This window comes from Streptomyces sp. NPDC030296 (genome assembly GCF_055572815.1).
In genome coordinates this window covers 376,894-399,236 of record NZ_JBVICQ010000005.1, presented here as the reverse complement: position 1 = coordinate 399,236, position 22,343 = coordinate 376,894, and the positions used below count along the sequence as shown (strand labels likewise).

The window sequence follows — 22,343 nt, the reverse complement described above, 5'->3', positions numbered from 1 at the left end:
TCCGCCGACGACCGGGCGGCGGGCACCGATCTGCTCGCCACCGGCCCGGCCGCCGGGACGGCCGTCGCCCGGACCCCCGACGGCCGGGTTCCGGGCGGTGACGCGGTGGCCGTCACCGGCCCGGACGACGAGGACGGCACAGGACAGCCCTCCCCGGTCGGACGGCTCGCCGCGACCGTCGAGCGCCTGCGCCGCGAGGTGCAGGCCGCCCAGGCGGAAGCCGACGGCCGCGCCCTGGTCGAGCTGGCCAAGGGCATCCTCGTCGAACGCCTCCACTGCGGGCCGGCCCAGGCGGCACGGCAGCTCGCCGAGCTGACCGAACAGGCGGGCGTGACCCCCCTGGAGTTCGCCGTCGAGGTCATCAACCAGGCCTCGCGCGACCGGCTCTCGGAGGTGACGACCGCGTTCCTCGCGACCACCGCGCACCGCGGCGACACCACCGACGCGGGGCGCGACTCCTTCGCCGTACGGCTGCGGACCGCCGAGAGCGGGGCGCTGGCCGCGGACGACGCGCAGGCCGTGGCCGACTCCCTGCTCGAACACGCCCTGACCCCGCTCGGCGCGGAGGCCGTCGCCATCTGGGCGCTGGACGCCGACGGTTCCCTCACCCTGGCGGGCAGCGCCGGGTTCTCGGCGGCGGAGGCCGGTCGCTGGCGGTATGTGCCGCCGGGCGTGGCGACCGTGGCACGCCGCGGACTCGGCGAGCGGACGGGCCAGTGGATCGGCTGTCTGTCGAAGACCGGGCTGCCGTCCATCGGCCAGCACCACCACCCCGACGGGGGCCGCGTCGCCCTCCCCGCGGGCACCGGGGGCCGCATCCACGGTGTGCTGGAGATCGTCTGGCCCACACCGCTGGAGCCCCAGCCCCCGCAGATCGTCCGGCAGGTGGAGGCCCTGGCCGAGCTGTGCGCACACACGCTGGAGACGTACGTCCCGCGCCGGCCCGACGGCGACACCCGGCCCGGCGTCCTGCCGGCCGTCGCCGAGCTGATGGACCTGGCCGACGGCCTCCACGACCCCGCCCTGGTGCTCGTCCCGCACCTGGACGCCGACGGGGAACTGGTCGACTTCCGCATCCACCACGTCAACCGGCGCTTCCTCGACCCGGCGGGCCGGCCCCGCGGCGTCGTCAACGGGGCGCTGCTGCTGGAGGCCTACCCGATGGCCGCCGGGGACAGCGAACTCTTCGGCCAGGTCGAACGGGTCTACGCCACGGGCGAGCCGTTCCGCGCCCACCGCATGCGGCTCACCGCCCTCGTGGACGACGTGCCGCTGGCCGCGGTCGCCGATGTCAACATCAGCCGCCACGGGGGCAGCGTCCTGCTCATCTGGCGGATAGAGGACGAGACGGCGCGCCTGGCGAGTCTGCTCCAGCACGCCCAGCGCCTCGGCCGCATCGGCGGCTTCGAGGAGAACCTCCTCACCGGCGAGATCACCTGGAACGGCCAGCTCTACAGCCTCTACGGCAAGCCGGTCTCCGCCGGTCCGGTCCCGCTGGAGGAACTGCCCGCCCACGCCCACCCCGACGACGCCGTCGCCATCGGCAGGTTCCTGCGCACCCTGCTGCACCACCGCCGCCCCGCGTCCACGGCGTTCCGGCTCCAGCGGCCCGACGGTGTCACCCGGCACATCCGCGTGGTGGCCGAACCGGTCCTCGACTCCGACGGCCGACTGTTCGTCGTACGGGGCGCCTACCAGGACATCTCCGCCCACCACTGGACGGAGGTCGCCCTCGCCGCGACCCGTGACCAGCTCGCCCACACCGAGCAGCAGGCGAGCGAACGCGACCGGCTGACCCTGCAGCTCCAGCACGCGATCATGCCCCCCGCGCAGGCCCCCCTGGAGGCCCCCGGACTGCGGGTGGCCGTCCGCTACCGGCCCGCGGAGACGCAGAACCTGGTCGGCGGCGACTGGTACGACGCGGTCGTGCTGCCGTCCCGGCTGGTGCTGCTGTGCGTGGGGGACGTCGCCGGACACGGCATCGAGGCGGCCACCAGCATGGTCGTCCTGCGCAACGCGCTGCGCGGCCTCGCCGTGACGGGAGCGGGACCCGCCCAGCTGCTGTCCTGGCTCAACATGGTGGCCCACCACCTCAACGGCGCCGTCACCGCCACGGCGGTCTGCGGCCTGTACGACCCCGAGGTCCGCACCCTGCGCTGGGCACGGGCCGGCCATCTGCCGCCCGTCCTGGTGCGCGACGGCGAGGCGGCACCGCTGCCCCTGGTCAAGGGCCTGCTGCTCGGCGCCGTGCCGGAGGCGACGTACGAGGAGCACGAACTCCAACTGGCCGTCGACGACACCTTGTTGATGTACACGGACGGTCTGATCGAACGCCGTGACCGTTCTGTGGAGGAGTCGCTGGCCCAGCTGCTGACGGCCGCGAGCACGGTCCCGCCCACCCTCGACCAGCAACTGGACCGCCTGCTCACCTACAGCAAGTCGGACACGGACGACGACACCTGCATCGTGGGTGTACGGGTGGACTGAACGTGCGACGCGCCGGGCCCTCGGGGCCCGGCGCCGGCGGCGCGGACCCGGGGGTGCCCCGCGGGTCCGCGCCGTGCCGTGCGGTCAGGCGTAGTAGTGGATCGTCCCGCGCAGTGCGGGCTCGGCTCCCTCGCAGTGCTGTTCGAACGTGGCGGCGAACGCGGTGACCGTGCCGTCGGCGTCCCGGGCCAGCTTGGTGAGGGTCAGGGTGCCGTGGCTGCGGTTGCAGCCGCCGAAGCCCGACACGTCGAGGCCGGCGACGCCGGGACCGCTGCCGCGTTCGGTCCGGTAGGTGCGCCCCGCCTCGAAGCGTTCGCCGGTGGGCGGGACGAGCAGCGCCGACCACGACTCCCGTTTGCCGGACGCGTCCCACGACAGTCCGCCGACGCCCCACTCCCGCAGCGCGAAGATGCTCGTGGCCCCGGTGTGGGTGCCCGAGCGGCCCTGGCCGGGGTAGTCGCCGGGCTCGCTGGCGTAGGTGAACGACAGCGGGTACGCGCGGTACTTGACGACACCCTTGAGCGCGGGGGCGTCCCGGGCCTCGCAGCGCTGGGTGTAGGCGGCGTCCAGCAGGGTGATGTCCCCCGAGGCGTCGGCCTCGATCTGGTGGATGGCGAACTGCCCGTACACCACGTTGCAGCCGCGGTGCTGTCCGCTCACGTCGAGGCCGGGAGCCCGGCCCGTCGCGGAGTGCGCCCGCTCCGCGTCGCGGTAGACGCCGGGGTGCAGCTTCTCGCCGTGCGGGGCGGCGAGCACCACGTCCCACCACGCGCTGTCGTTCTCGACCCGGAACCGTACGACCTCCAGCGCGCCCTCGACGGTGATGCTCGCCGTGGACGGGGTGTACGCGACGGCGGAGCCCTGCCCGATCCAGTCACCGGCCTCGCTGGTGTGGCGGTAGGCGGTCACGGCCCTGGGCGTACCGCCGGCCGCCGCGGCGGGCTGCGCCGCCCCCGCGGTGAGCCCGAGGGCGACGGTCACGCCCGTCAGGGCGCCGAGTAAGCGGCGCCACCGTCCTGCGTGGGTGAGCACGGTTGTTCCCCCTCCGTCGGTCGACCGCCCCACCGGGCGCTCGAACCCCTGTGTCCATGACAGGCACTGGACTGTCCCGAAAGCCCACTCGTAAACGCCGGACACGCAATCAGGTCCGGTCCACCGGCGGGTTATACGATGACGTGTCTTCAGGTCCGTCGTTTCCGGGGACGCGGTGAGCGGCGACACGGGGGAGCGTCGTCCCCCGGTACCCGGCACAGGGAGGGAACGTGGATGCCGCCGACGGCGAGGAGGGGAGGGTCCGGGCGCCGGGGCCCGGGGACGCCGCGCTGGAGATCCGTTCGCTGTCCGGCCGCCCCGGTATCCGTGCCGCTGGAGAGATCAACGTGATCACCCGTTCATCCTGGGAACAGGCCCTGAAGAAGGTGGCGAGCACCCATGGCGACGTCTCCCACGTGGAGCTGTCGGGGCTGATGTCCATCGACGTGGGCGGCGCGGCGGTGCTGGCGGTCACCGCGCAGCGACTGACCACCGGCCGTATCGTCGTGCACCGTCCGCCGCCGGAGCTGACGCGCATCCTCGACCTGTTCTGGCCCGACCTCGCGGCGATCGAGGTGGCGGAGCGATGACCGTGGCTGCCGACAGCGGACCCTTCGTGCACCCGGCGCTGTTCTACCGCGGTGAGGAGCAGTACCTGACGGGCACCGTGCCGTTCCTGCGGGACGGTCTGGCCGCCGGGGAGGCCGTCGCGGTCGCCGTCCCCGGCCCCCGCCTCGCCCTCATCGAGGCCGGGCTGGGCGCCGACGCCGCCGGGGTCGAGTTCCTCGACATGACGCGGGCGGGCCGCAACCCCGGGCGGATCATCCCCGGCGTCCTGCGCGCCTTCGCCGACGCCCACCCGGGCGGCCGGGTGAGGATCATCGGGGAGCCGATCTGGGCCGGCCGCTCGGCGGCGGAGTACCCGGCGTGCGTCCAGCACGAGGCCCTCATCAACGCGGCCTTCCAGGGCCGTGAAGTGACGATTCTCTGCCCGTACGACGAGGAGGCCCTGACCCCGGCGGTGCTCGCCGACGCCCACGCCACGCACCCCGTCGTCATCGACTCCGGGGGAGAACGGCCCAGCGCCGCCTACGCTCCCGAGCAGATCGTCGCCCGCTACAACGAGCCCCTCGCCGGCCCGCCCGGCGCGGCGGCCCTGCCGTTCGACGCGGAAGCGCTGCCGTGGGTTCGCGCGTTCGCGGTGCGGGAGGCCCGCCGGCTGGGCCTGGCGGAGGCGCGGGTGCAGGATCTGGCGCTGGCGGTCGCGGAGCTGACCACCAACTCGGTGGTGCACGGCGGTGGATCGGGGACGCTGAGGATCTGGGCCGAGGACGAGCAGATCGTCTGCGAGGTCCACGACCTCGGGCTGCTGACCGACCCCCTGGCCGGCCGCAGGCCCCCGGCACGCGACCAACTGGGCGGACGGGGTCTGCTGCTGGTCCACCACATCACCGACCTGGTCCGCCTCCACACGGCGCCCGACGGCACCACCGTCCGCTTCTACCTCGACCGCTGACCGCTGACCGCTGACCGCTGACCACCGGCCGCCGGCGGGGCGCGGCCGCCGCGCGCCGGACGATCACCGGCGCCCCGGCGCGAGGTGCCAGAATGGCGGGGCAGAGGCCAGGGGAGGGGAGAGCGCGACCGTGCCGGACAACCGAGCGGGACGACCTTCGACGGAGGACCACGGGCAGCGCGGCGAGGGACCCGCATCGGTGACGATCGCGTACATCGCCGAGTCGGCGGGCGTCTCCGTACCCACCGTGTCGAAGGTGCTCAACGGCCGGTCCGGGGTGTCGGACGAGACACGGGCCCGCGTGGAGCAGCTGATCCACCAGCACGGCTACCGCAAGCCTCCCAAGAACCGCAGCAATCTGGTGGAGCTGGTGTTCCGCGAACTGGAGAGCATGTGGGCCGTGGAGATCATTCGCGGCGTCGAACGGGTGGCCCGGAAGAACCGGATCGGCGTGCTGGTGTCGGAGTTCGGGCTCCATGACACCTCCGGCATGACCATCGACGACACGGTCGGCCGACGCCCCCGGTGCGTCCTGTCGGTGGCGCAGCTCTCCGAGGCGGAGCGCGAGCAACTGAGGGCGCGGGGCATTCCGTTCGTCGTCGTCGACCCGATCGACGAGCTGCCCGACGACGTCCCGTTCGTGGGAGCCACCAACTGGAGGGGCGGTCAGGCGGCGACCCGGCACCTCATCGGACTCGGACACCGGCGCATCGCGATGATCAGCGGACCCGACCACGCCTTCTGCCTCGCCCGGCTGTCCGGCTACACGTCCGCTCTCGCGGAGGCCGGCCTGCCGGCGGAACCCCGCCTGGTGGTCAAGACCCAGCTCACCCGTGAGCACGGGTACGCGGCCGCACGGGAGTTGCTGTCCCGGCCCGACCGGCCCACCGCCGTGTTCACCGCGAACGACATGCAGGCGGTCGGTGTCTACCAGGCCGCCCGTGAACTCGGGTTGCGCGTCCCGGACGATCTCAGCGTGGTGGGCTTCGACGACGTACCGGCCGTGGCATGGATGGATCCGCCCCTGACCACCGTCCACCAGCCCCTCGCCGAGATGGCGACGGCCGCCACGGAACTGGCGCTCGCCCTCGGCCGCGGTGAGGAAGTGCCGCAGGTCGGACTGGAGCTAGCCACCACCCTGACCCTCCGGGAGAGCACGGCCCCACCGAAGGAGCAGTGAGCCGGGCCGCGGGACGGCGGTTGCACTCCGGCTCATGGCAGCGGAACCTTCCCTCAGCCGGGCTGTCGAAGCGCTTCACTCGAACCGGCTAGGAAATAACGGATCTCTCGCGAAATCAGAGATCTGACAATGGGAAACTTTCTGGTGCTCCGGGAATTGACAGCTCATCACAGGCAATGGCAGCGTCGATGCGCTTCGACAATCGGTCCTCGCGTCCAGCGAACTGAGGAGTCAGAACCTGTGAGCTCTCCCGTCCAGCCCACGGCCGACCGGCCGCCGTTCCGCGATCCCGCGCTCACGCTCGCCCAACGCGTAGACGACCTGCTGGAGCGGCTCACGCTCGACGAGCGGCTCGCCCTGGTCCGAGAACGGCTGCTGACGGAGATCGCGGTACCGGTCACCGGCCACCGCCACACCTGGACGACCGTCTCCTCCGGGACGCCGGAACGGTACGACGGTGTCCACGACCTCCTGTTCACCCTGTGCGGCGCCTTCCGGCCGGCGTCCTTCCGCCTCGACCCGCCGGGCGACGGACCCGACGGCGTGCTCCCGGCCCGGCAGGGCGAGGGTGAGGGGGCCGCCGCATGAGCGCGCCTCCCTTCCTCTCGCTCCCCGCCGGTTTCCGGTTCGGGGCCGCCACGGCCGCCTACCAGATCGAGGGCGCCCATGACGAGGACGGCCGGGGTCCCTCCATCTGGGACACCTTCAGCCACACCCCGGGCCGCACCCTCGACGGCGCCACCGGCGACATCGCCGCCGACCACTACCACCGCCACCGCGAGGACGTGGCCCTGCTGCGCGACCTCGGCGTCGACAGCTACCGCTTCTCGATCGCCTGGCCGCGCGTCCTGCCCGAGGGCACGGGCCGGGTCAACGCCAAGGGCCTGGACTTCTACGACCGGCTCATCGACGACCTGCTGGCCGCCGACGTCGCACCCGCCGTCACCCTCTACCACTGGGACCTCCCGCAGGCCCTGGAGACACCACCCGACGGAGGCGCGCCGGGCCACGGCTGGCGGGTCCGCCGCACCGCCGAGGCGTTCGCCGAGTACGCGGCCGTCGTCGGCGCGCGGTACGGCGACCGGGTGGAACGCTGGATGACCCTCAACGAGCCGTACTGCTCCGCGTTCGTCGGCCACGCGGAGGGCCGGCACGCGCCCGGCACCCAGGAGGGCACCGGCGCGCTGGCCGCCGCCCACCATCTGCTCGTCGGCCACGGTCTCGCGGTCCGCGCCCTGCGCGAGGCGGGCGCCGGGAACATCGGCATCGCCCTCAACCTCGACCGTGTCCACGCCGCATCCGACCGGGCCGAGGACCTCGCCGCCCGCCGCCGCGCCGAGACCCTCCACAACGACATCTGGACCGAGCCCCTCTTCGCCGGCCGCTACCCCGCCCATGAGGCCGACACCTGGCCGCCCGGCACCGCCGACGGCCCGTGGCGCCTGCCCGGCGACCTCGAACTGATCGGCGCACCGCTCGACTTCGTCGGCCTCAACTTCTACCGGCCCCTCACCGTGGCCGCCGCACCGCACCGCGAACCCGATCCCGAGCGGCGCACCGCCGTGGACATCGGCGTGGTGGAGCTGGATCCGTACGGCACCCGGCACACCACCATGGGCTGGCCGGTCGTTCCGGCCGCGTTCACCGAACTGCTCCGCGAACTGCCCTCCCGTTATCCGGGGTTGCCGCCGGTGTGGATCACCGAGAACGGCTCCGCCGAGGCCGACACGGTCGCACCGGACGGCCAGGTCCACGACGGCGAACGGATCGGCTACCTCGCCGACCACCTCCGGGCCGTGGCCGACGCTGTCGCCGCAGGGGCGGACGTACGCGGCTACTACGTCTGGTCCCTGCTGGACAACTTCGAGTGGGCGCGCGGCTACGACCAGCGCTTCGGCCTGGTCCGCGTCGACTACGACACCCTCACCCGCACGCCCAAGGACAGTTACCACTGGTACCGGGCCCTGATCGCCGCGCACCGCGCGCGGACGGAGGACACCGCACGATGAAGTTCACCGACGGCTACTGGCTGATGCGCCCGGGCCACACCGCGCGCCACGCCACCGAGATCTCGGACGTCCACGTCGACGAGCACCGGATGACCCTCTACGCCCCGGTGAGACACGTCCGCGGGCGCGGCGACACGCTCAACAGCCCCCTGCTGACCGTCGAGTGCTGGTCGCCCGCCGAAGGGGTGATCGGCGTACGGGCCACCCACCACGCCGGATCGGTGCGCCGTGGCCCGCGGTTCGCGCTGCCCGGCGCCGAGGAGGGCGCCGGCAAGGTCCGGCGGGACGGCACGTTGCTGGAGCTCGTCTCCGGGGAGCTGACGCTGCGCGTGGACACCTCGGGACCCTGGAGGCTGGACTTCACTGCCGGGGGACGGACGCTGACCTCCGTGGGCGAGCGGGGCACGGGCTTCGTCACCGACGCCGAGGGCCGCCACCACATGGTCGGTCAACTGGCCCTCGGGGTGGGGGAGCTGGTGTACGGGCTGGGGGAGCGGTTCACCCCGTTCGTCAAGAACGGCCAGGCGGTGGACATCTGGCAGGCGGACGGCGGCACCAACAGCGAACAGGCGTACAAGAACATCCCCTTCCATCTGACGAACCGCGGGTACGGCGTCCTCGTCAACCATCCCGGCAGGGTGAGCTACGAGATCGCCTCGGAGACGGTGGGCCAGGTGCAGTTCAGCGTCGAGGACCACACGCTGGAGTACTTCGTGGTCCACGGACCGACACCCAAGGAGGTCCTGGAGCGCTACACCGCGCTCACCGGCCGTCCCGCGCTGCCCCCGGCCTGGGCGCTGGGCCTGTGGCTGTCGACGTCGTTCACCACCGACTACGACGAGGCCACCGTGAACGGCTTCATCGACGGCATGGCCGAGCGCGGCATTCCCTTGAGCGTCTTCCACTTCGACTGCTTCTGGATGCGCGGCCACCAGTGGTGCGACTTCGACTGGGACCCCGAGACCTTCCCCGACCCGGCGGGCATGCTGGCCCGGCTCAAGGAGCGGGGGCTGCGGGTCTCCGCCTGGATCAACCCCTACATCGCCCAGAAGTCGCCGCTGTTCGAGGAGGGCATGCGCGCGGGCCACCTCGTACGGCGGCCCGACGGCAGTGTGTGGCAGTGGGACCTGTGGCAGCCGGGCATGGCCCTGGTCGACTTCACGAACCCCGCCGCCCGCGACTGGTACACCGGCAAGCTGCGCGGCCTGCTGGACCAGGGCGTCGACTGCTTCAAGACCGACTTCGGCGAGCGCGTCCCCACCGACGTGGTCTGGCACGACGGCTCCGACCCGGACGGCATGCACAACTCCTACACCCACCTGTACAACCGGGCCGTCTTCGAGCTGCTGCGGGAGGTGCGCGGCGAGGGCGAGGCGTTGGTCTTCGCCCGCTCCGCCACCGTCGGCGGCCAGCAGTACCCGGTGCACTGGGGCGGCGACTGCGAGTCCCACTTCAACGCCATGGCCGAGTCACTGCGCGGCGGGCTGTCCCTCGGCCTGTCCGGGTTCGGCTTCTGGAGCCACGACATCGGCGGCTTCGAGGGCACCCCCACGCCCGCCGTCTTCAAGCGCTGGGTGCAGTTCGGCCTGCTCTCCTCGCACAGCCGGCTGCACGGCAGCAAGTCGTACCGCGTGCCTTGGGACTACGGAGAGGAGGCCGTCGAGGTCACCCGCGCGTTCACCCTCCTCAAGCACCGCCTCGCCCCGTACCTCCAGCAGGCCGCCCGACAGGCCCACACCACGGGGGTCCCGGTGATGCGGGCCATGGTGCTGGAGTTCCCCGACGACCCCACCGCCGCCTTCCTCGACCGCCAGTACATGCTGGGCGGCGACCTGCTCGTGGCCCCGGTCCTCACCGACGACGGCACGGTCGAGTACTACGTCCCCGAGGGCACCTGGACCAACATCCTGACCGGCGCCCGTGTCACCGGCCCGCGCTGGGTGCGGGAGCGGCACGACTTCCACACCCTGCCGCTGCTCGCCCGCCCCGACTCGGTCGTCCCCTTCGCCGCCGACGACCAACGGCCCGTCTCGGCCTGGGCGGACGGCGTCGAACTGCGTGTCCACGCCTTCGCCGACGGCGCCGAACGCACCGTGGTGATCCCGCGCCCCGACGGCCCCGGGGAGACGGCACGCTTCCACGTACGCCGGGACGGCGACCGGTACCACGTCACCACCGACAGTCCGCACCCCTGGCACCTGCGCACCGGCGGCCCCGACGGCGCCCTCCTCAGCACCACCGGGGGGCCCGCGACGGTCGGGGTTCCCGGCGCGGACCACCACGGGCCCTGAGGAATCCGGTCCGGATGAGGCGGGGTGGCGTGCCGGGCGCACGCCACCCCGGTCCGGCCGGTGCCACGGAAGGTCAGCCGCGGCCAACGTGGTCCACTTCTGGTTGCTGCCGCCGTGGCAGTCCCACAGGTGGAGCTGGGTGCCGTCGGCCGTCCCGCTGCCGCAGACGTCGAGGCACTTGCCCAGGGAGCGCAGGGTGCCGTCGGTGTACGCGGACCACACTCCACCCGGGCGGGCGCGGGAGCCGGGTTCCTCAGCGTCTCATGGGACGTATAGATACCACGTGGTTACGTGCATGACATCCCACGAATACAGGGAAGTTGAGGATGGCTGAGTCCAACCGTGGCTAACCATGCCCTGTTCCGTCGCCAGCTGACTCATTGACATCCTGTGTAGGGGGCTGGTTTCGCATCCAATGACCGTCGGTGCTCCACCCCAGCAGGCGTCGGGCCCGTCCGTCGTCCGCTGTTCCGCCGGCGTCGAAGGCGCCGCCCTCCGCGATCAGGGTCAGTCCCGCCAGGGCCGGCGCCAACCGGGCCGCGACATGGGCGGGGTGACGGGCCGTCTCCTCGTCCAGCCCGGCGATGATCCGCCGCTGCTCTCCGGGCGGGCAGAGGGACAGGTGGAACAGCATCTGGCGCCAGGCGTACGCCGCGTCCTTGAGGGTGCCAAGGGGGCGCGGGTTGTGGTGGACGCGCGCTGTCAGCCGGCACACCGTCACGAAGCACCGCCGTGCCAGGTCGGCCCAGCCCGGCTGCGGGGTGATGCGCGCCGGCCCGACCAGCGTGGCCAGGTTGTGCGTGGTGAGGATCTGCGCCTGCTCGATCACCGTGCCGTTCGCGGCGACCGACCAGAACCCGGACGGTGTCCCCGCGCGCTCGGCGCACAGGCGCGCGAAACCGGGAGACGTACGGGCGCCGGACGAGTGGGCCGGCGCCGCGCCGGCCTCCGCGATCGCCAGATCGCGGATCGCCGCGTAGTCGATGCCGTAGTAGCGCTCGTACAGTGAGCCCCCGCCGAGCAGGTCGCCCGCGATCCGCGCCGCCGTGAGGAACTTCGGGCTGAACGCGCCCATGAAGATGTCCGCCGCCAGCTCCTCCACGAACGGGGCGCCCAGGTCGCACCGGCGTCCCAGCTCACCCAGCTCACGGACCAGCGGGTTGGGCAGCAGGGTCCCCGGGAACGCCTGCACGGCCAGTTCGCCCAGCTGCCGCAGCACGGTGAGCGCGCCCTCGCCGTCGGCCCTGCCCAGCACGGCGGACCGCTGCCCCGACACCGCCCGTACCCAAGGCAGTTCCTCCACGCGCACCTGCCGCTCCAGGTTGAGCAGCAGCAGGGAGCGGCGGTTGCGGAACGCCCGGTAGTGCGCCGTCATCAGCGCCCGCAGCGCCTCGTCCCGGTACGACCGCGCGGTGGTCGCGGCGACCAACTGCGGTACCAGTTCGGCCAGTACCTCGGCCGACGGGACCACGCCCCGCTCCACGAGGGTGCCGATCGGCGCGCTCAGCGCGGACTCGACGACCCGGCCGATCACGGGCGGCACGGCGGCGCCGACGGGCAGCCCCGTCTCCCGGGCCTCCTCCTCGGTCACCGCGCGCAGGAGCGGGGCGACATCGGTGACACCGGTGTCCTGGGGGAGTACGGCGAGGCGGCGCAGCATCAGCTGGGCCAGGGCGTGGTGGGAGGGGAGGGCCGCCTGCGCGGCCTGGCCCCGGCGCAGCGCCGTGTGCGCCGCGGACCCGGGCAGACCGCGTCGCCGCACCATCGACTCCACCGCGTGCCGCAGCAGACCGAGCCGGCGCGCGTCCAGCGGCCGACCGGCGACGACCTCCTCCAGCGCGCCCCGCAGAATGCCCAGGTTCGACTTGGGGTCGCGGTGCTTGGTGCAGCGGGTGTGCTCCGCGGCGAGCCGCCGGTAGCGGCCGAGCAGCATCGTGCCGTCCGCCAGCCAGTCGTCGTCCGGGACGAGTTCGAGGACCCGGCCGTCCCGTGCGGTGCGCAGCCAGTGGACGAGGAGTTCGTCGCCGAACGGCTGCCACACGGCGAGCGCCTCGCGCTGGGTCTCGACGGCCGCGTTGGGCCGCCGTCGGATCAGGGTGTCGACGGTGTCGGAGACGGTGTACCGGTGGACCGCCGTGGCGGCGTCCGGCGCGGGGGCGTCCGCCGGGCGGGGCAGGAACCGCAGTCGGCCGGCGAACGGTTCCAGTTCCGCCGCGAGGTCGAGAGCCGCGTCCACTTCCTCGTGCCGCACCAGCCACGCCACGGTGAGCAGCGCCGCCTCCTCGGGGACGCCGATCTCGTAGTGGCCGCTGTCCAACAGGGCCCACAGCCAGGCCAGTCCGGGCTCGGTGAGGCAGTGGGCGAACAGCGCGCGCCGCTCGGCGGGCACCCCGAGGCTCCGCGCGGCCTCGATCTCGTACGGCTGGAGGGGGCCGCCCGCGCTCGCGGTCCCGGTCGCGAAGCCGCCCCGCACGACCTCGGGGGTCGCCCAGGCGGGGAGGTCGGCGACCGGGGTGCGGGAACCGATCGTCAGCCGGCCCGAGGCCATCCCCGCGAGGACCTGCCGCCAGCGCTGACCGCGCACTTCGGCCCGGCGCCGGGTGTCGGCGTCCTCGTGGGCCAGCCGGGTGGTGAAGGCCCTGGCCAGCTGGGCCGCCGCATAGGACGGCGCCGCGGTGGGGTGCTGCTGCTCAGCGTTGTCGTTCATGAGCCGACGTGGCGGGTTCCGCCCCCGCGCCCTCCGGGGCCCGAGCCCGGTGCTCTGCTGCTGAGCTACACGTCGATGACCGCAGAACCTAGACGCCGACCCGCACGCCGTACAACTGATTTCCGTGCGGTACTCGGCCGGTACCGTCCAGGTCCGATCGGCCCATGCGCGGGCGCGCCTCGGCTGTGCACGCCGCCGCCCGGTGAGGATCGGTGCACCGGCGGCCTCGGTACGGCCGCACGTCCTCACCTCCCGTGCGAAGGGGCCCGGCACCATGGAACCCATCGACGACCCCCTGTCGGGCGCAGGCCGCTACGGCGAGGCCGTCTTCTCTCCGGGGCAGGCGGGCGAGGGCGAGCGCATCGACTTCGGCGCGCTGGCCTACGACGACATCACCATGGCGCGGCTGCGGGCGCTCGGCGTCGGCCCCGGCTGGCGCTGCCTGGACGTCGGCGCGGGCACGGGCACGGTGTCCCGGCGGCTCCTGGAGGAGGCCGGGGTGGCGAGCGTGCTCGCCGTGGACCGCGACGTCCGTTTCCTCGGCGCCCGTACCGTCCCGGGACTCGACGTGCGGGAGGCCGACATCACCGCCCCCGACTTCGTGTCCGGCCGGTTCCGGCTCGTCCACGCGCGCTTCGTGCTGATGCACCTGCCCGAGCGCGACCGCCTGATCACGGCGTTGGCCGACCTCGTCGAACCCGGCGGCGTGCTGGTCCTCAGCGACGCGGTCGACCCGACCGGCGACCGGACGCCCGACACCCCCTACGACCGGGTGATGCGGGCGATGTGGCAGGGGCTGCGGGCCACTATCGGGACCGATGTCTCCCGGGTGCCGTCGTACCCGCACCTGCTGCGGGCGGCGGGGCTCGGGCCCGTGGCCGCCGAGATCCATGTGCCGCCCCTGCTTCCGGGCAGCCCCATCAGTCGCTTCTGGGCGAACACCTGGGAGCGGAGCAGGGCCGCGATGCTCGCCACGGGTCTCGTCGACGCCACGGCCGTCGACGAGGCGGTCCGCTACCTGGCCTCCGAGGAATGCGCCGCGCTCTCGGCCGGCATGCTGACCGCCTGGGGGTGGAAGCCCGGGAACGGCCGGGGACCGGAGGGAGGCTCGCGGTAGCGAGCGCCTTCCCCGTCGGCTGCCCCCGCCCCGCCACTCAGGCCGCGAGGGCCTCCTCGACGGTGGGGTGACAGGCGATGACCTGGTCCAGGGCGACCAGGTGCAGGAGCCGCCGCACCGGATCACGGGCGCCGGCGATACGGAGCCAGCCCTGTGCGCCGCTCACCTCGTGGTGGGCGGCGACGAGGACGTTGACGCCGCTGGAGTCCATGAAGGTCACCTCGCTGAGATCGACCACGGTCCGGGCGCCCGCGTCCCCGTCGGGCAGCAGGGCTTCGGTGAACCGCTCCTTGACCGTATGGTCGATCTCGCCGCGCAGCGTCACCACCCGGACGCCGTCGACGGAGGTGAGACCGATCGACAGCCGGCCGGGACGGGCTGCTCCATGGGTGTCTGTCACCGCTCGTGTCCTCGACTGCTGTGGTGGGTGGCTGCTCGGGTTCGGACAGGATGTACTTCGACAGCCTGCCACGATGGTACGGCGAACGGGTGTTCAATGCCTGGGTCGGTCTCAGGGAGCATGTGAGTGATGGTGCGGGGTACGCGCAGGCAGGTGAACGGGGGATCAAAGTGGACCCGGCGGAATCAGTTCCTGACGGCGAGGGCGGTGTGATGCCCGATGTCGCTCCGATCCAGGACACCGTCGCCCTGGACGGCGACGGGTCCTGCATCGCCGAGGCGCGGCACAGCGCCGCCGACTTCCTCACCCGTGTCCAGGTCGAGCACGGCGTGCCGGTGTCCGCTCGGGCGATGGAACTGACCCAGCTGGTGGTCAGCGAACTCGTCACCAACGCGCGCAAATACGCCCCCGGCCCGGTGCTGATGGAGCTGCGTGTCTCCGGCGCGATGGTCGAGGTGGCCGTCTGGGACAGCGATCCCGTCCTCCCGGTGGCCCGGGCCGCCGACCCGGGCCGGGTCGGGCAGCACGGCCTGGAGATCGTCATGGCCGTCGCGCACGGCTTCGAGGCGCGGCGCGAACCGGTCGGCAAGCGCATCACCGTCCGCATCGCCCTGTCCGACGACCCCGCCGTGGACGTCACCGGCCGTCACACTCCGTAGAGGAGAATCCGGGCGAATCCGGCGCCGCGTCGGGTCCTCGGGCCGCGTGCCGTGTCGCACATCGGGTGATGTCGCGGGAACTCGGGGAAAAAGTTGCGGCAACCGACGGGAGGTTGTCGTGGAGCGTGGAGATCTGGAACTGGGCGAGCTGCTGGCCGCCGCGGAGGCGGCCCCGCCCGGGGAGTCCGTCGACGTGGTCGCCCGTGATCTGCAGAAGCGGTTCGGTGCGCAGCGGGTCTCCTTCCTCTTCGCCGACCTCATCGGTCAGCGGCTGGTACGTCTCGCCGCGCCCGGCGGTGACACCACGGACCGCGCCGAGCCGATCGCCCTGCACGGCAGCGTCTACGACGGCGTGCTCCGCGGCCAGCGCCAACATGTGGAGCCGGACGGCCAGGACGGACTGCGCGTCGTCACGCCGGTCACCAACCGCGGCGACTGCATCGGCCTGCTGGAGGCGACCCTCCAGTCCGCCGACGACACCGCGCTGCGCCAGGTACGCGACGCGGCCCACGCGCTCGCCTACATCATCGTCACGGACCGCCGCTTCACCGATCTCTACCACCTGGGCCGGCGCACCACCGAGACCAGCCTCGCCGCCGAGATCCAGCACCAACTGCTTCCCTCGGCGCCCTGCTGCGAGGCCGACCAGTTCACCCTCGCCGCCGGGCTGGTCCCGGCCGACGACATCGGCGGCGACACCTACGACTACACCCTCGACCGCGACACGCTGCATCTGTCCATCACCGACGCCATGGGCCACGACACGGACTCCGCCCTGCTGGCCACCCTGCTGATCGGCGCTCTCCGGCGGGCGCGTCGCGGCGGCTGCGACGCCGTCAAACAGGCGGAACAGGCCCACCAGGCACTGCTGCGCCACAACTGCGGCCTGGCGACGGGCCAGTTGCTCTGCGTCGACCTCGACACGGGCGTCTGCGAACTGGTCAACGCCGGCCATCCCTGGCCCCTGCGGCTGCGCGACGGCGCCGTCGAGGAGGTCCCACTCGCCGTGAACCTGCCGTTCGGCGTCGCCGCGCCCATCCCCTACCGCGCCCAGGAGCTGCGCCTGCGCCCGAAGGACCGGCTGATCCTGCTCACCGACGGCATGCAGGACCGCGGCGCCGCGGCCGTCGACCTCGTCGCCCTCCTCCACGAGACCCGCGCCCTCCATCCGAGAGAAGTCGTACGCCGGCTGACCGGCGCCGTCTTCGACGCCTGCCGGGGCAACCTCACGGACGACGCCACGGTCCTGGTGCTCGACTGGCACGGCAACCGCCGCCGCCCCGCACCCGGAACGACCACTTCCCGCCCGGCCGCGCGCATGGCAGCCGACGACCGGGCAACGCGGCAGACGTGACACGTCTCGGAATCGTCGTACTGACCCTGATGGCCGCCTGCCTGGCCTCGGCGGCGGCGGTAGCGACCTCGCCCGACTGGTGGATCGCCGCGCTCCCGCTCACCTGCACAGGCGTCCTGGGCGCTTGGGATCTCACCCAACGCCGGCACTCCGTGCTGCGCAACTACCCCGTCCTCGGCCACGCCCGCTACCTCCTGGAGCGCATACGCCCGGAACTCCAGCAGTACTTCGTCGAGCGGAACTTCGACGGCCGCCCCTTCGACCGGGACGTCCGCAGCATCGTCTACGAGCGGGCCAAGGGAACCGACGCGGAGGAGCCGTTCGGCACCGAACGCGACGTGTACCGGCCGGGCCACGAGTCCCTGGTCCCGTCGATGGCGCCGTGCCCGGTGCCGGACGACCCGCCGCGCGTACGGATCGGCGGTCCCGAGTGCGGCCGCCCGTACGACATGGCCCTGCTCAACGTGTCGGCGATGAGCTTCGGCTCGCTGTCCGCCAACGCGGTCCTCGCGCTCAACGGGGGCGCGGCGGCGGGCGGGTTCGCCCACGACACCGGTGAGGGCGGCCTGTCCGAGTACCACCTGCGTCCGGGTGGCGACCTCGTCTGGGAGATCGGCACCGGCTACTTCGCATGCCGCACCGAGGACGGCGGTTTCGACGCCGCCGAGTTCGCCGACAAGGCCGCTCACGACCACGTCAAGTGCGTGTCCCTGAAGCTGTCGCAGGGCGCCAAGCCCGGTATCGGCGGCGTGCTGCCGGGCGCCAAGGTGAACGCCGAGATCGCCCGGGTCCGCGACGTGCCCGAGGGACGGACGGTCGTCTCACCGCCGTACCACCGGGTGTTCTCCACGCCACGTGAACTGGTGCGCTTCATCGCCCGTATGCGGGAGCTGTCCGGGGGCAAGCCCGCCGGGTTCAAACTGTGCGTGGGTTCACGACGGCAGTTCCTGGCCGTGTGCAAGGCCATGCTGGAGGAGGGCACGGCACCCGACTTCATCGTGGTCGACGGCGCCGAGGGCGGGACCGGCGCGGCGCCCCTGGAGTTCGTCGACCATGTCGGCACCCCCCTGACGGAGGGCCTGCACACCGTGCACAACGCCCTCGTGGGGGTGGGCCTGCGGGACCGGGTCAGGGTCGGCGCGAGCGGCAAGATCGCCACCGGCACCGACCTGGTCAAACGCATGGTCCAGGGCGCGGACTACGGCAACGCCGCGCGGGCGATGATGTTCGCCGTCGGATGCATCCAGGCACAGCGGTGCCACACCAACACCTGCCCCACGGGCGTCACGACCCAGGACCCCCGCCGGGCCCGCGCCCTCGACGTGACCGACAAGACGGCGCGCGTCCGGCGCTACCAGGAGGCCACCGTGGCCGGCGCCCTGCAGATCATGGCGGCCATGGGGGTCACCGACCCGCGTCAGCTGCGCCCGCACATGCTCCGCCGACGCGTCGACACCTGCACCGAGCGGTCCTACGCGGAGCTGTACGAGTGGCTCGCGCCGGGACAGCTGCTGGCCGAGCCGCCCGCCTCGTGGGCGGCCGACTGGCGGGCCGCGGACCCGGACCGCTTCACCGTCTGACCTGGAGGGCCCGCCGTCCCGCGGGTCCCCCCTCCGCACGGGACCGAGAAAAAAATTCCGAGGTCGGAGGAATGCGTGTCGGAGGCCGGGGTATGCGCGTGCTTGCCGGACGAAGGGCCGGCGTGGACGAGGTCGATCGACTGGGAGGGGCGGATGATGGCGACGGCCGTACAGACCACTGGACGGACGGCGGACGTTCCGGAGATCGCGGACCCTTCCAAGGTCGCACCGAAGGACGCACGTGAGCTGTCGAAGCTCTTCTTCGACCAGCTGGCGGTACTGGAGGAGGGCACCCCCGAGTACCAGTACGCCAGGAACACACTGATCGAGATGAACATGTCCCTCGTCCGCTTCGCGGCCGGTCGTTTCCGCAGCCGCGGGCCGGAGGAGATGGAGGACATCGTCCAGGTCGGCATGATCGGACTGATCAAGGCGATCGACCGGTTCGAGCTGTCCCGCGAGGTCGAGTTCACCTCCTTCGCCGTCCCCTACATCGTCGGCGAGATCAAGCGGTTCTTCCGGGACACCTCCTGGGCCGTCCATGTGCCCCGCAGGCTCCAGGAGGCCCGTGCGCAGCTCGCCCGCGCCAACGAGGAGCTGCAGAGCCGCCTCGGCCGGACCCCGACGACGAAGGAGCTCTCCGAGCTGATGAGCCTGCCGGAGGACGAGGTCGTGGAGGCCCGGCTGGCCGCCAACGGCTACAAGTCGGCCTCCCTGGACGCGGCGATCACCGGCAGCGAGGACGGCGAGTCCGCGCTGGCCGACTTCATCGGGGACGAGGACGCCGCGTTCGGTCTGATCGAGGACTTCCACGCCCTCGCCCCGATGATCGCCGAACTCGACGAACGCCATCGCAAGATCATCCACTGGCGGTTCGTGGAGGAACTCACCCAGGCCGAGATCGGCGAGCGCCTCGGCATCTCCCAGATGCAGGTCTCCCGACTCATCTCCCGCCTCCTGACCCGCCTGCGCGAAGGCATGCTCACCGGCGCCTGACGTCTGAGCCCGGCACCCGGGGGCGGTCGCGCCGACGCGACCGCCCCTCCGCATGGGCCGGTGTCAGCCCACGTGGACGCGGGGGCGCCGGGCCCGGTCAGGTTCCGCCTCGCGGAGGACCTCGCGCGTGACCGGGGCGACCTCGCCCTGGCCGAAGAGGAAGAACCGGAGGAAGTTGGCGAAGGGGGTGCCCTCCGTCCACTCGAAGTAGATGTGGGGTATGCCCCCGGTCGTGTCGCGGACGTGCAGGAGCAGCGCGGCCAAGGCGTTCGGCACCGAGGAGGACTCCAGCGTCAGCACCCGGTAACGGCCGTGCAGCACCTCGCCCCGGACGGTGAGGCCCGCCTCGAACTCCGAGGGGTCCGTCACCGTGACCTCCACGAAGACGACGTCCTCGGCCAGGGGCACGTCGTTGTCGTGACGGATCTGCTCGATCTTCTCCCGGTACTCGGTACTGTCCCGGCTGTCGGGCTCGTTGGCGACGAAGCGGATCCTGCGGTGGGCGATGTCCCGTACGAAGCGCTCCGCCACGTCGTCCAGTTCCACGCTCGTCACGCGCAGTTCGAAGGCGCGGGCCAGCCGGGACAGGAGGGAGACGAGGACGATGCCCGCGATGAAGCAGGCGCCGATCTTCACACCGTCGGGGCGTTCGACGACGTTCAGCACGGTGGTGTAGAGGAAGACGACCGAGATGACCGCGAAGGCGATCGTCCAGTTGCGCTGGCCCGCCTTGCGGGCCGCGATGGTCACCGCGATCGCCGCGGAGGAGATGAGGACCAGGACGCCGGTCGCGTACGCGCCGCCCTGGGCGTCGACGTCCGCGTCGAAGATCCAGGTGACCAGGAAGCCGACCAGGGTGAAGACGATCACCATGGGTCGGACGGCGCGGGCCCAGTGCGGGGCCATGCCGTACCGGGGGAGGTAGCGCGGCATCAGGTTGAGCAGGCCTGCCATGGCGGAGGCGCCCGCGAACCAGAGGATGGCGATGGTGGAGATGTCGTAGGCCGTGCCGAAGGTGTTGCCCAGGTAGTCGTGCGCGAGATAGGCCAGCGCGCGCCCGTTGGCGCTGCCGCCCGGCTCGAACTCCTTCTCCGGGATGAGCAGGGTGGTGATGAAGCTCGTGCAGATCAGGAAGACACTCATGATCACGGCGGCGGCCGTCAGCAGCCGCTTGGTGTCCCGGATCCGTCCCTTCGGGTTCGCCTCCGTGTCGCCCGGGTCGCCCTGCACATGCGGCATGACCGCGACGCCGGTCTCGAAGCCGGAGAGGCCGAGCGCGAGCTTCGGGAAGACGATCAGCGCCACACCGATCATGACGAAGAGGTTGCCGTGTTGGGCGGTGAGTGCGGTCGACCAGTCCGTGACGACATGGCCCTCGGTGGTGACATGCCACAGGCCGGTCACCACGACCACCGCGTTCAGTGCCAGATAGACGGCCACCAGTGCCACCGCCACGCCGATGGCCTCCAGGAAGCCCTTGAGGAACACCGCGCCGAGCAGGGCGATGAGCACGAGCGTGATCAGGACCTGCTTGTCGTGCAGGGCGTCGGCCAGGTGGGGGTTCTCGACCAGGTGCGTCGAGGCGTCCGCCGCCGACAGGGTAATCGTGATCAGGAAGTCGGTCGCCGCGAACCCCAGCAGGGTCAGGACGAACAGCTTGCCCTTCCAGAAGGTCAGCAGACGTTCCAGCATGGCGATGGAACCCTCGCCGTGGGGGCTCTCTTCGGCCACCCGCCGGTACACGGGGAGCGCCCCGGCCAGGGTGACGATCACCAGGACGACGGTCGCCACGGGGGAGAGCAGCCCGGCTGCCAGCGCCGCGATGCCGGGCTGGTAGCCGAGCGTGGAGAAGTAGTCGACGCCGGTCAGGCACATCACCCGCCACCAGGGTTGACCCCGGTGCGCGGACCCGGATCCGGGCCCCGGCTCAGGCTCGGGGTGCGGTGCGGTGTGGTCGCCGCCCTTGCCCATGTCGGACAGGCCCTCCAGCATCCACGCGCGCAGGCGGGTGGGACGGGTGGCCTCCGTGGCAGCCATGAGGGAACTCCAGACGTGCGGTGATACGAACAGTTCCGGCCATCGGAAGACCGCCGCATCAGCGTAAGCAGGGAGTGATTCCAAGGCCATGGCAAATGGGGCAGGGTGGCGTCAAGACCGCGTTAAGGAGTGCGCGGGATGGTCCGCGTGCGGTCGACGCCCTCCCGGGCCGCGCCCGGCCGGAGCATCTGACCCCCGGTCCAGGATCAGCCGGTCGTCGCCGGAGCGTCCGAGGAGCCCCGTCTCCTTCCGGAACGGGCCGAGTCGGACGAGCGTCGGTGCCTCGTGAGCCTTCAGTCACGCCTCAGGGACGTGTGCCGTTTCCCGTGAGAAATCCCTGGGACCCCAGATCGACAAGGGCACCGGACTTCCGCGCGTGACCGGTCAAAAGCGATGCGGCATCCGGCAATTCACGGCTCACGTGGTCAGTACCGTACGACAACCGAACATCAGCGCTGTCCGGCGCGGACACTTCATAGGGTCCTTGCACCGGCGGAGAGGGCGATGCCCGGTCCGCACCGTGATGGGGAGGAGATGTCGGGATGAGCAATGTGGAGATCTCGCTGAAGGAGATCATGACGTCGATCGAAGGCGCCTTGGGGACCGCGCTGGTCGACTACACGAGCGGGATGGCGCTGGGCACGCTCGGGGGTGGGAAGGACCTCGACCTGACCGTCGCGGCGGCGGGCAACACGGATGTGATCCGCGCCAAGACCCGCACCATGGAGCACCTGGGGCTCACGGGCGAGATCGAGGACATGCTGATCACGCTCGGCAGCCAGTACCACATCATCCAGCCGCTCAAGGGCCGCAGCGGCAACGGTCTGTTCCTCTACCTCGTGCTCGACAAGGGCAAGTCGAACCTCGCCATGGCCCGCCATCAACTCAAGCGCGTCGGAGCGGATCTCCACGTATAGCGATGCCGTGATGCGCGCCCTCGCATGCCCATGACTTGAAGACTTCTTCAACTGGGAATAT

At 72.0% G+C, this 22,343-nt stretch carries 18 protein-coding genes, 1 tRNA gene and 1 pseudogene; 13 read left to right on the top strand and 7 right to left on the bottom strand.

Annotated elements, in window-relative coordinates:
- Window positions 1-105: 105 nt before the first annotated feature.
- Window positions 106-2,487: a SpoIIE family protein phosphatase gene (locus tag ACZ4Z3_RS17170; RefSeq protein WP_468501937.1), complete on the top strand. Its 2,382-nt coding sequence runs from the start codon at window positions 106-108 to the stop codon at window positions 2,485-2,487.
- A gap of 84 nt (window positions 2,488-2,571) precedes the next feature.
- On the opposite strand, the gene ACZ4Z3_RS17165 is transcribed toward ACZ4Z3_RS17170, so the two are convergent.
- Complete coding sequence (locus tag ACZ4Z3_RS17165) at window positions 2,572-3,519, bottom strand: hypothetical protein (protein ID WP_468501751.1); 948 nt, start codon at window positions 3,517-3,519, stop codon at window positions 2,572-2,574.
- Window positions 3,520-3,749: 230 nt separating this feature from the next.
- Between ACZ4Z3_RS17165 and ACZ4Z3_RS17160 the strand changes: the two genes are divergently transcribed.
- The 6 genes from ACZ4Z3_RS17160 to yicI all read left to right on the top strand — a co-directional run bounded on the left by ACZ4Z3_RS17160 (window position 3,750) and on the right by yicI (window position 10,515).
- On the top strand, window positions 3,750-4,109 hold the full coding sequence (locus ACZ4Z3_RS17160) for an STAS domain-containing protein (protein ID WP_468501750.1): 360 nt from the start codon (window positions 3,750-3,752) through the stop codon (window positions 4,107-4,109).
- Window positions 4,106-5,035, top strand: coding sequence for an anti-sigma factor RsbA family regulatory protein (locus tag ACZ4Z3_RS17155; protein ID WP_468501749.1), 930 nt, complete (start codon window positions 4,106-4,108; stop codon window positions 5,033-5,035). The genes ACZ4Z3_RS17160 and ACZ4Z3_RS17155 overlap by 4 nt, the downstream gene beginning before the upstream one ends.
- 130 nt (window positions 5,036-5,165) lie before the next feature.
- Entirely contained in the window at window positions 5,166-6,215 is a 1,050-nt protein-coding gene (locus ACZ4Z3_RS17150; RefSeq protein WP_468501748.1) for a LacI family DNA-binding transcriptional regulator, read from the top strand.
- A gap of 240 nt (window positions 6,216-6,455) precedes the next feature.
- On the top strand, window positions 6,456-6,803 hold the full coding sequence (locus ACZ4Z3_RS17145; protein WP_468501747.1) for a carbohydrate-binding protein: 348 nt from the start codon (window positions 6,456-6,458) through the stop codon (window positions 6,801-6,803).
- A complete protein-coding gene (locus ACZ4Z3_RS17140; protein ID WP_468501746.1) occupies window positions 6,800-8,224 on the top strand; it encodes a GH1 family beta-glucosidase in 1,425 nt (474 codons plus the stop codon). Before ACZ4Z3_RS17145 ends, ACZ4Z3_RS17140 begins: the two co-directional genes overlap by 4 nt.
- Window positions 8,221-10,515 carry an alpha-xylosidase gene (gene yicI / locus ACZ4Z3_RS17135; RefSeq protein ID WP_468501745.1) on the top strand — a complete coding sequence of 765 codons (2,295 nt, stop codon included), beginning with the start codon at window positions 8,221-8,223 and terminating at the stop codon, window positions 10,513-10,515. Before ACZ4Z3_RS17140 ends, yicI begins: the two co-directional genes overlap by 4 nt.
- 48 nt (window positions 10,516-10,563) lie before the next feature.
- Here yicI and ACZ4Z3_RS17130 read toward each other — a convergent pair.
- The 3 genes and pseudogenes from ACZ4Z3_RS17130 to ACZ4Z3_RS17120 all read right to left on the bottom strand — a co-directional run.
- Window positions 10,564-10,734, bottom strand: a pseudogene (locus ACZ4Z3_RS17130) (ricin-type beta-trefoil lectin domain protein); the annotation flags it as partial.
- A gap of 127 nt (window positions 10,735-10,861) precedes the next feature.
- Window positions 10,862-13,222, bottom strand: a complete 2,361-nt coding sequence (locus ACZ4Z3_RS17125) for a hypothetical protein (RefSeq protein ID WP_468501744.1) — start codon at window positions 13,220-13,222, stop codon at window positions 10,862-10,864.
- A gap of 3 nt (window positions 13,223-13,225) precedes the next feature.
- Window positions 13,226-13,297: transfer RNA gene (locus tag ACZ4Z3_RS17120), tRNA-Pro, on the bottom strand.
- A gap of 199 nt (window positions 13,298-13,496) precedes the next feature.
- Here ACZ4Z3_RS17120 and ACZ4Z3_RS17115 point away from each other — a divergent pair.
- Window positions 13,497-14,339, top strand: coding sequence for a class I SAM-dependent methyltransferase (locus tag ACZ4Z3_RS17115; protein ID WP_468501743.1), 843 nt, complete (start codon window positions 13,497-13,499; stop codon window positions 14,337-14,339).
- Between the two features lie 37 nt (window positions 14,340-14,376).
- Here ACZ4Z3_RS17115 and ACZ4Z3_RS17110 read toward each other — a convergent pair whose 3' ends face one another.
- A complete protein-coding gene (locus ACZ4Z3_RS17110; RefSeq protein ID WP_468501742.1) occupies window positions 14,377-14,739 on the bottom strand; it encodes an STAS domain-containing protein in 363 nt (120 codons plus the stop codon).
- Between the two features lie 212 nt (window positions 14,740-14,951).
- Between ACZ4Z3_RS17110 and ACZ4Z3_RS17105 the strand changes: the two genes are divergently transcribed.
- The 4 genes from ACZ4Z3_RS17105 (at window position 14,952) to ACZ4Z3_RS17090 (ending at window position 19,328) form a co-directional block, all read left to right on the top strand.
- Window positions 14,952-15,398, top strand: coding sequence for an ATP-binding protein (locus tag ACZ4Z3_RS17105; RefSeq protein ID WP_468501741.1), 447 nt, complete (start codon window positions 14,952-14,954; stop codon window positions 15,396-15,398).
- Between the two features lie 118 nt (window positions 15,399-15,516).
- Window positions 15,517-16,752 (top strand): PP2C family protein-serine/threonine phosphatase, encoded by a 1,236-nt coding sequence (locus tag ACZ4Z3_RS17100; RefSeq protein WP_468501740.1) that lies wholly within the window; start codon window positions 15,517-15,519, stop codon window positions 16,750-16,752.
- Window positions 16,749-18,332: an FMN-binding glutamate synthase family protein gene (locus tag ACZ4Z3_RS17095; protein WP_468501739.1), complete on the top strand. Its 1,584-nt coding sequence runs from the start codon at window positions 16,749-16,751 to the stop codon at window positions 18,330-18,332. The genes ACZ4Z3_RS17100 and ACZ4Z3_RS17095 overlap by 4 nt, the downstream gene beginning before the upstream one ends.
- A gap of 153 nt (window positions 18,333-18,485) precedes the next feature.
- Window positions 18,486-19,328, top strand: coding sequence for an RNA polymerase sigma factor SigF (locus ACZ4Z3_RS17090; RefSeq protein WP_468501936.1), 843 nt, complete (start codon window positions 18,486-18,488; stop codon window positions 19,326-19,328).
- 63 nt (window positions 19,329-19,391) lie between these two features.
- On the opposite strand, the gene ACZ4Z3_RS17085 is transcribed toward ACZ4Z3_RS17090, so the two are convergent.
- Both ACZ4Z3_RS17085 and ACZ4Z3_RS17080 read right to left on the bottom strand, forming a co-directional pair.
- The gene (locus tag ACZ4Z3_RS17085; protein ID WP_468501738.1) at window positions 19,392-21,365 is read right to left on the bottom strand and encodes an APC family permease; all 1,974 of its coding nucleotides are present in this window, start codon (window positions 21,363-21,365) and stop codon (window positions 19,392-19,394) included.
- Between the two features lie 111 nt (window positions 21,366-21,476).
- Complete coding sequence (locus tag ACZ4Z3_RS17080) at window positions 21,477-21,662, bottom strand: keywimysin-related RiPP (RefSeq protein ID WP_468501935.1); 186 nt, start codon at window positions 21,660-21,662, stop codon at window positions 21,477-21,479.
- Window positions 21,663-21,907: 245 nt separating this feature from the next.
- On the opposite strand from ACZ4Z3_RS17080, the gene ACZ4Z3_RS17075 reads away from it, so the two are divergent.
- Window positions 21,908-22,282 carry a hypothetical protein gene (locus ACZ4Z3_RS17075; protein WP_390946613.1) on the top strand — a complete coding sequence of 125 codons (375 nt, stop codon included), beginning with the start codon at window positions 21,908-21,910 and terminating at the stop codon, window positions 22,280-22,282.
- Window positions 22,283-22,343 lie beyond the last annotated feature (61 nt).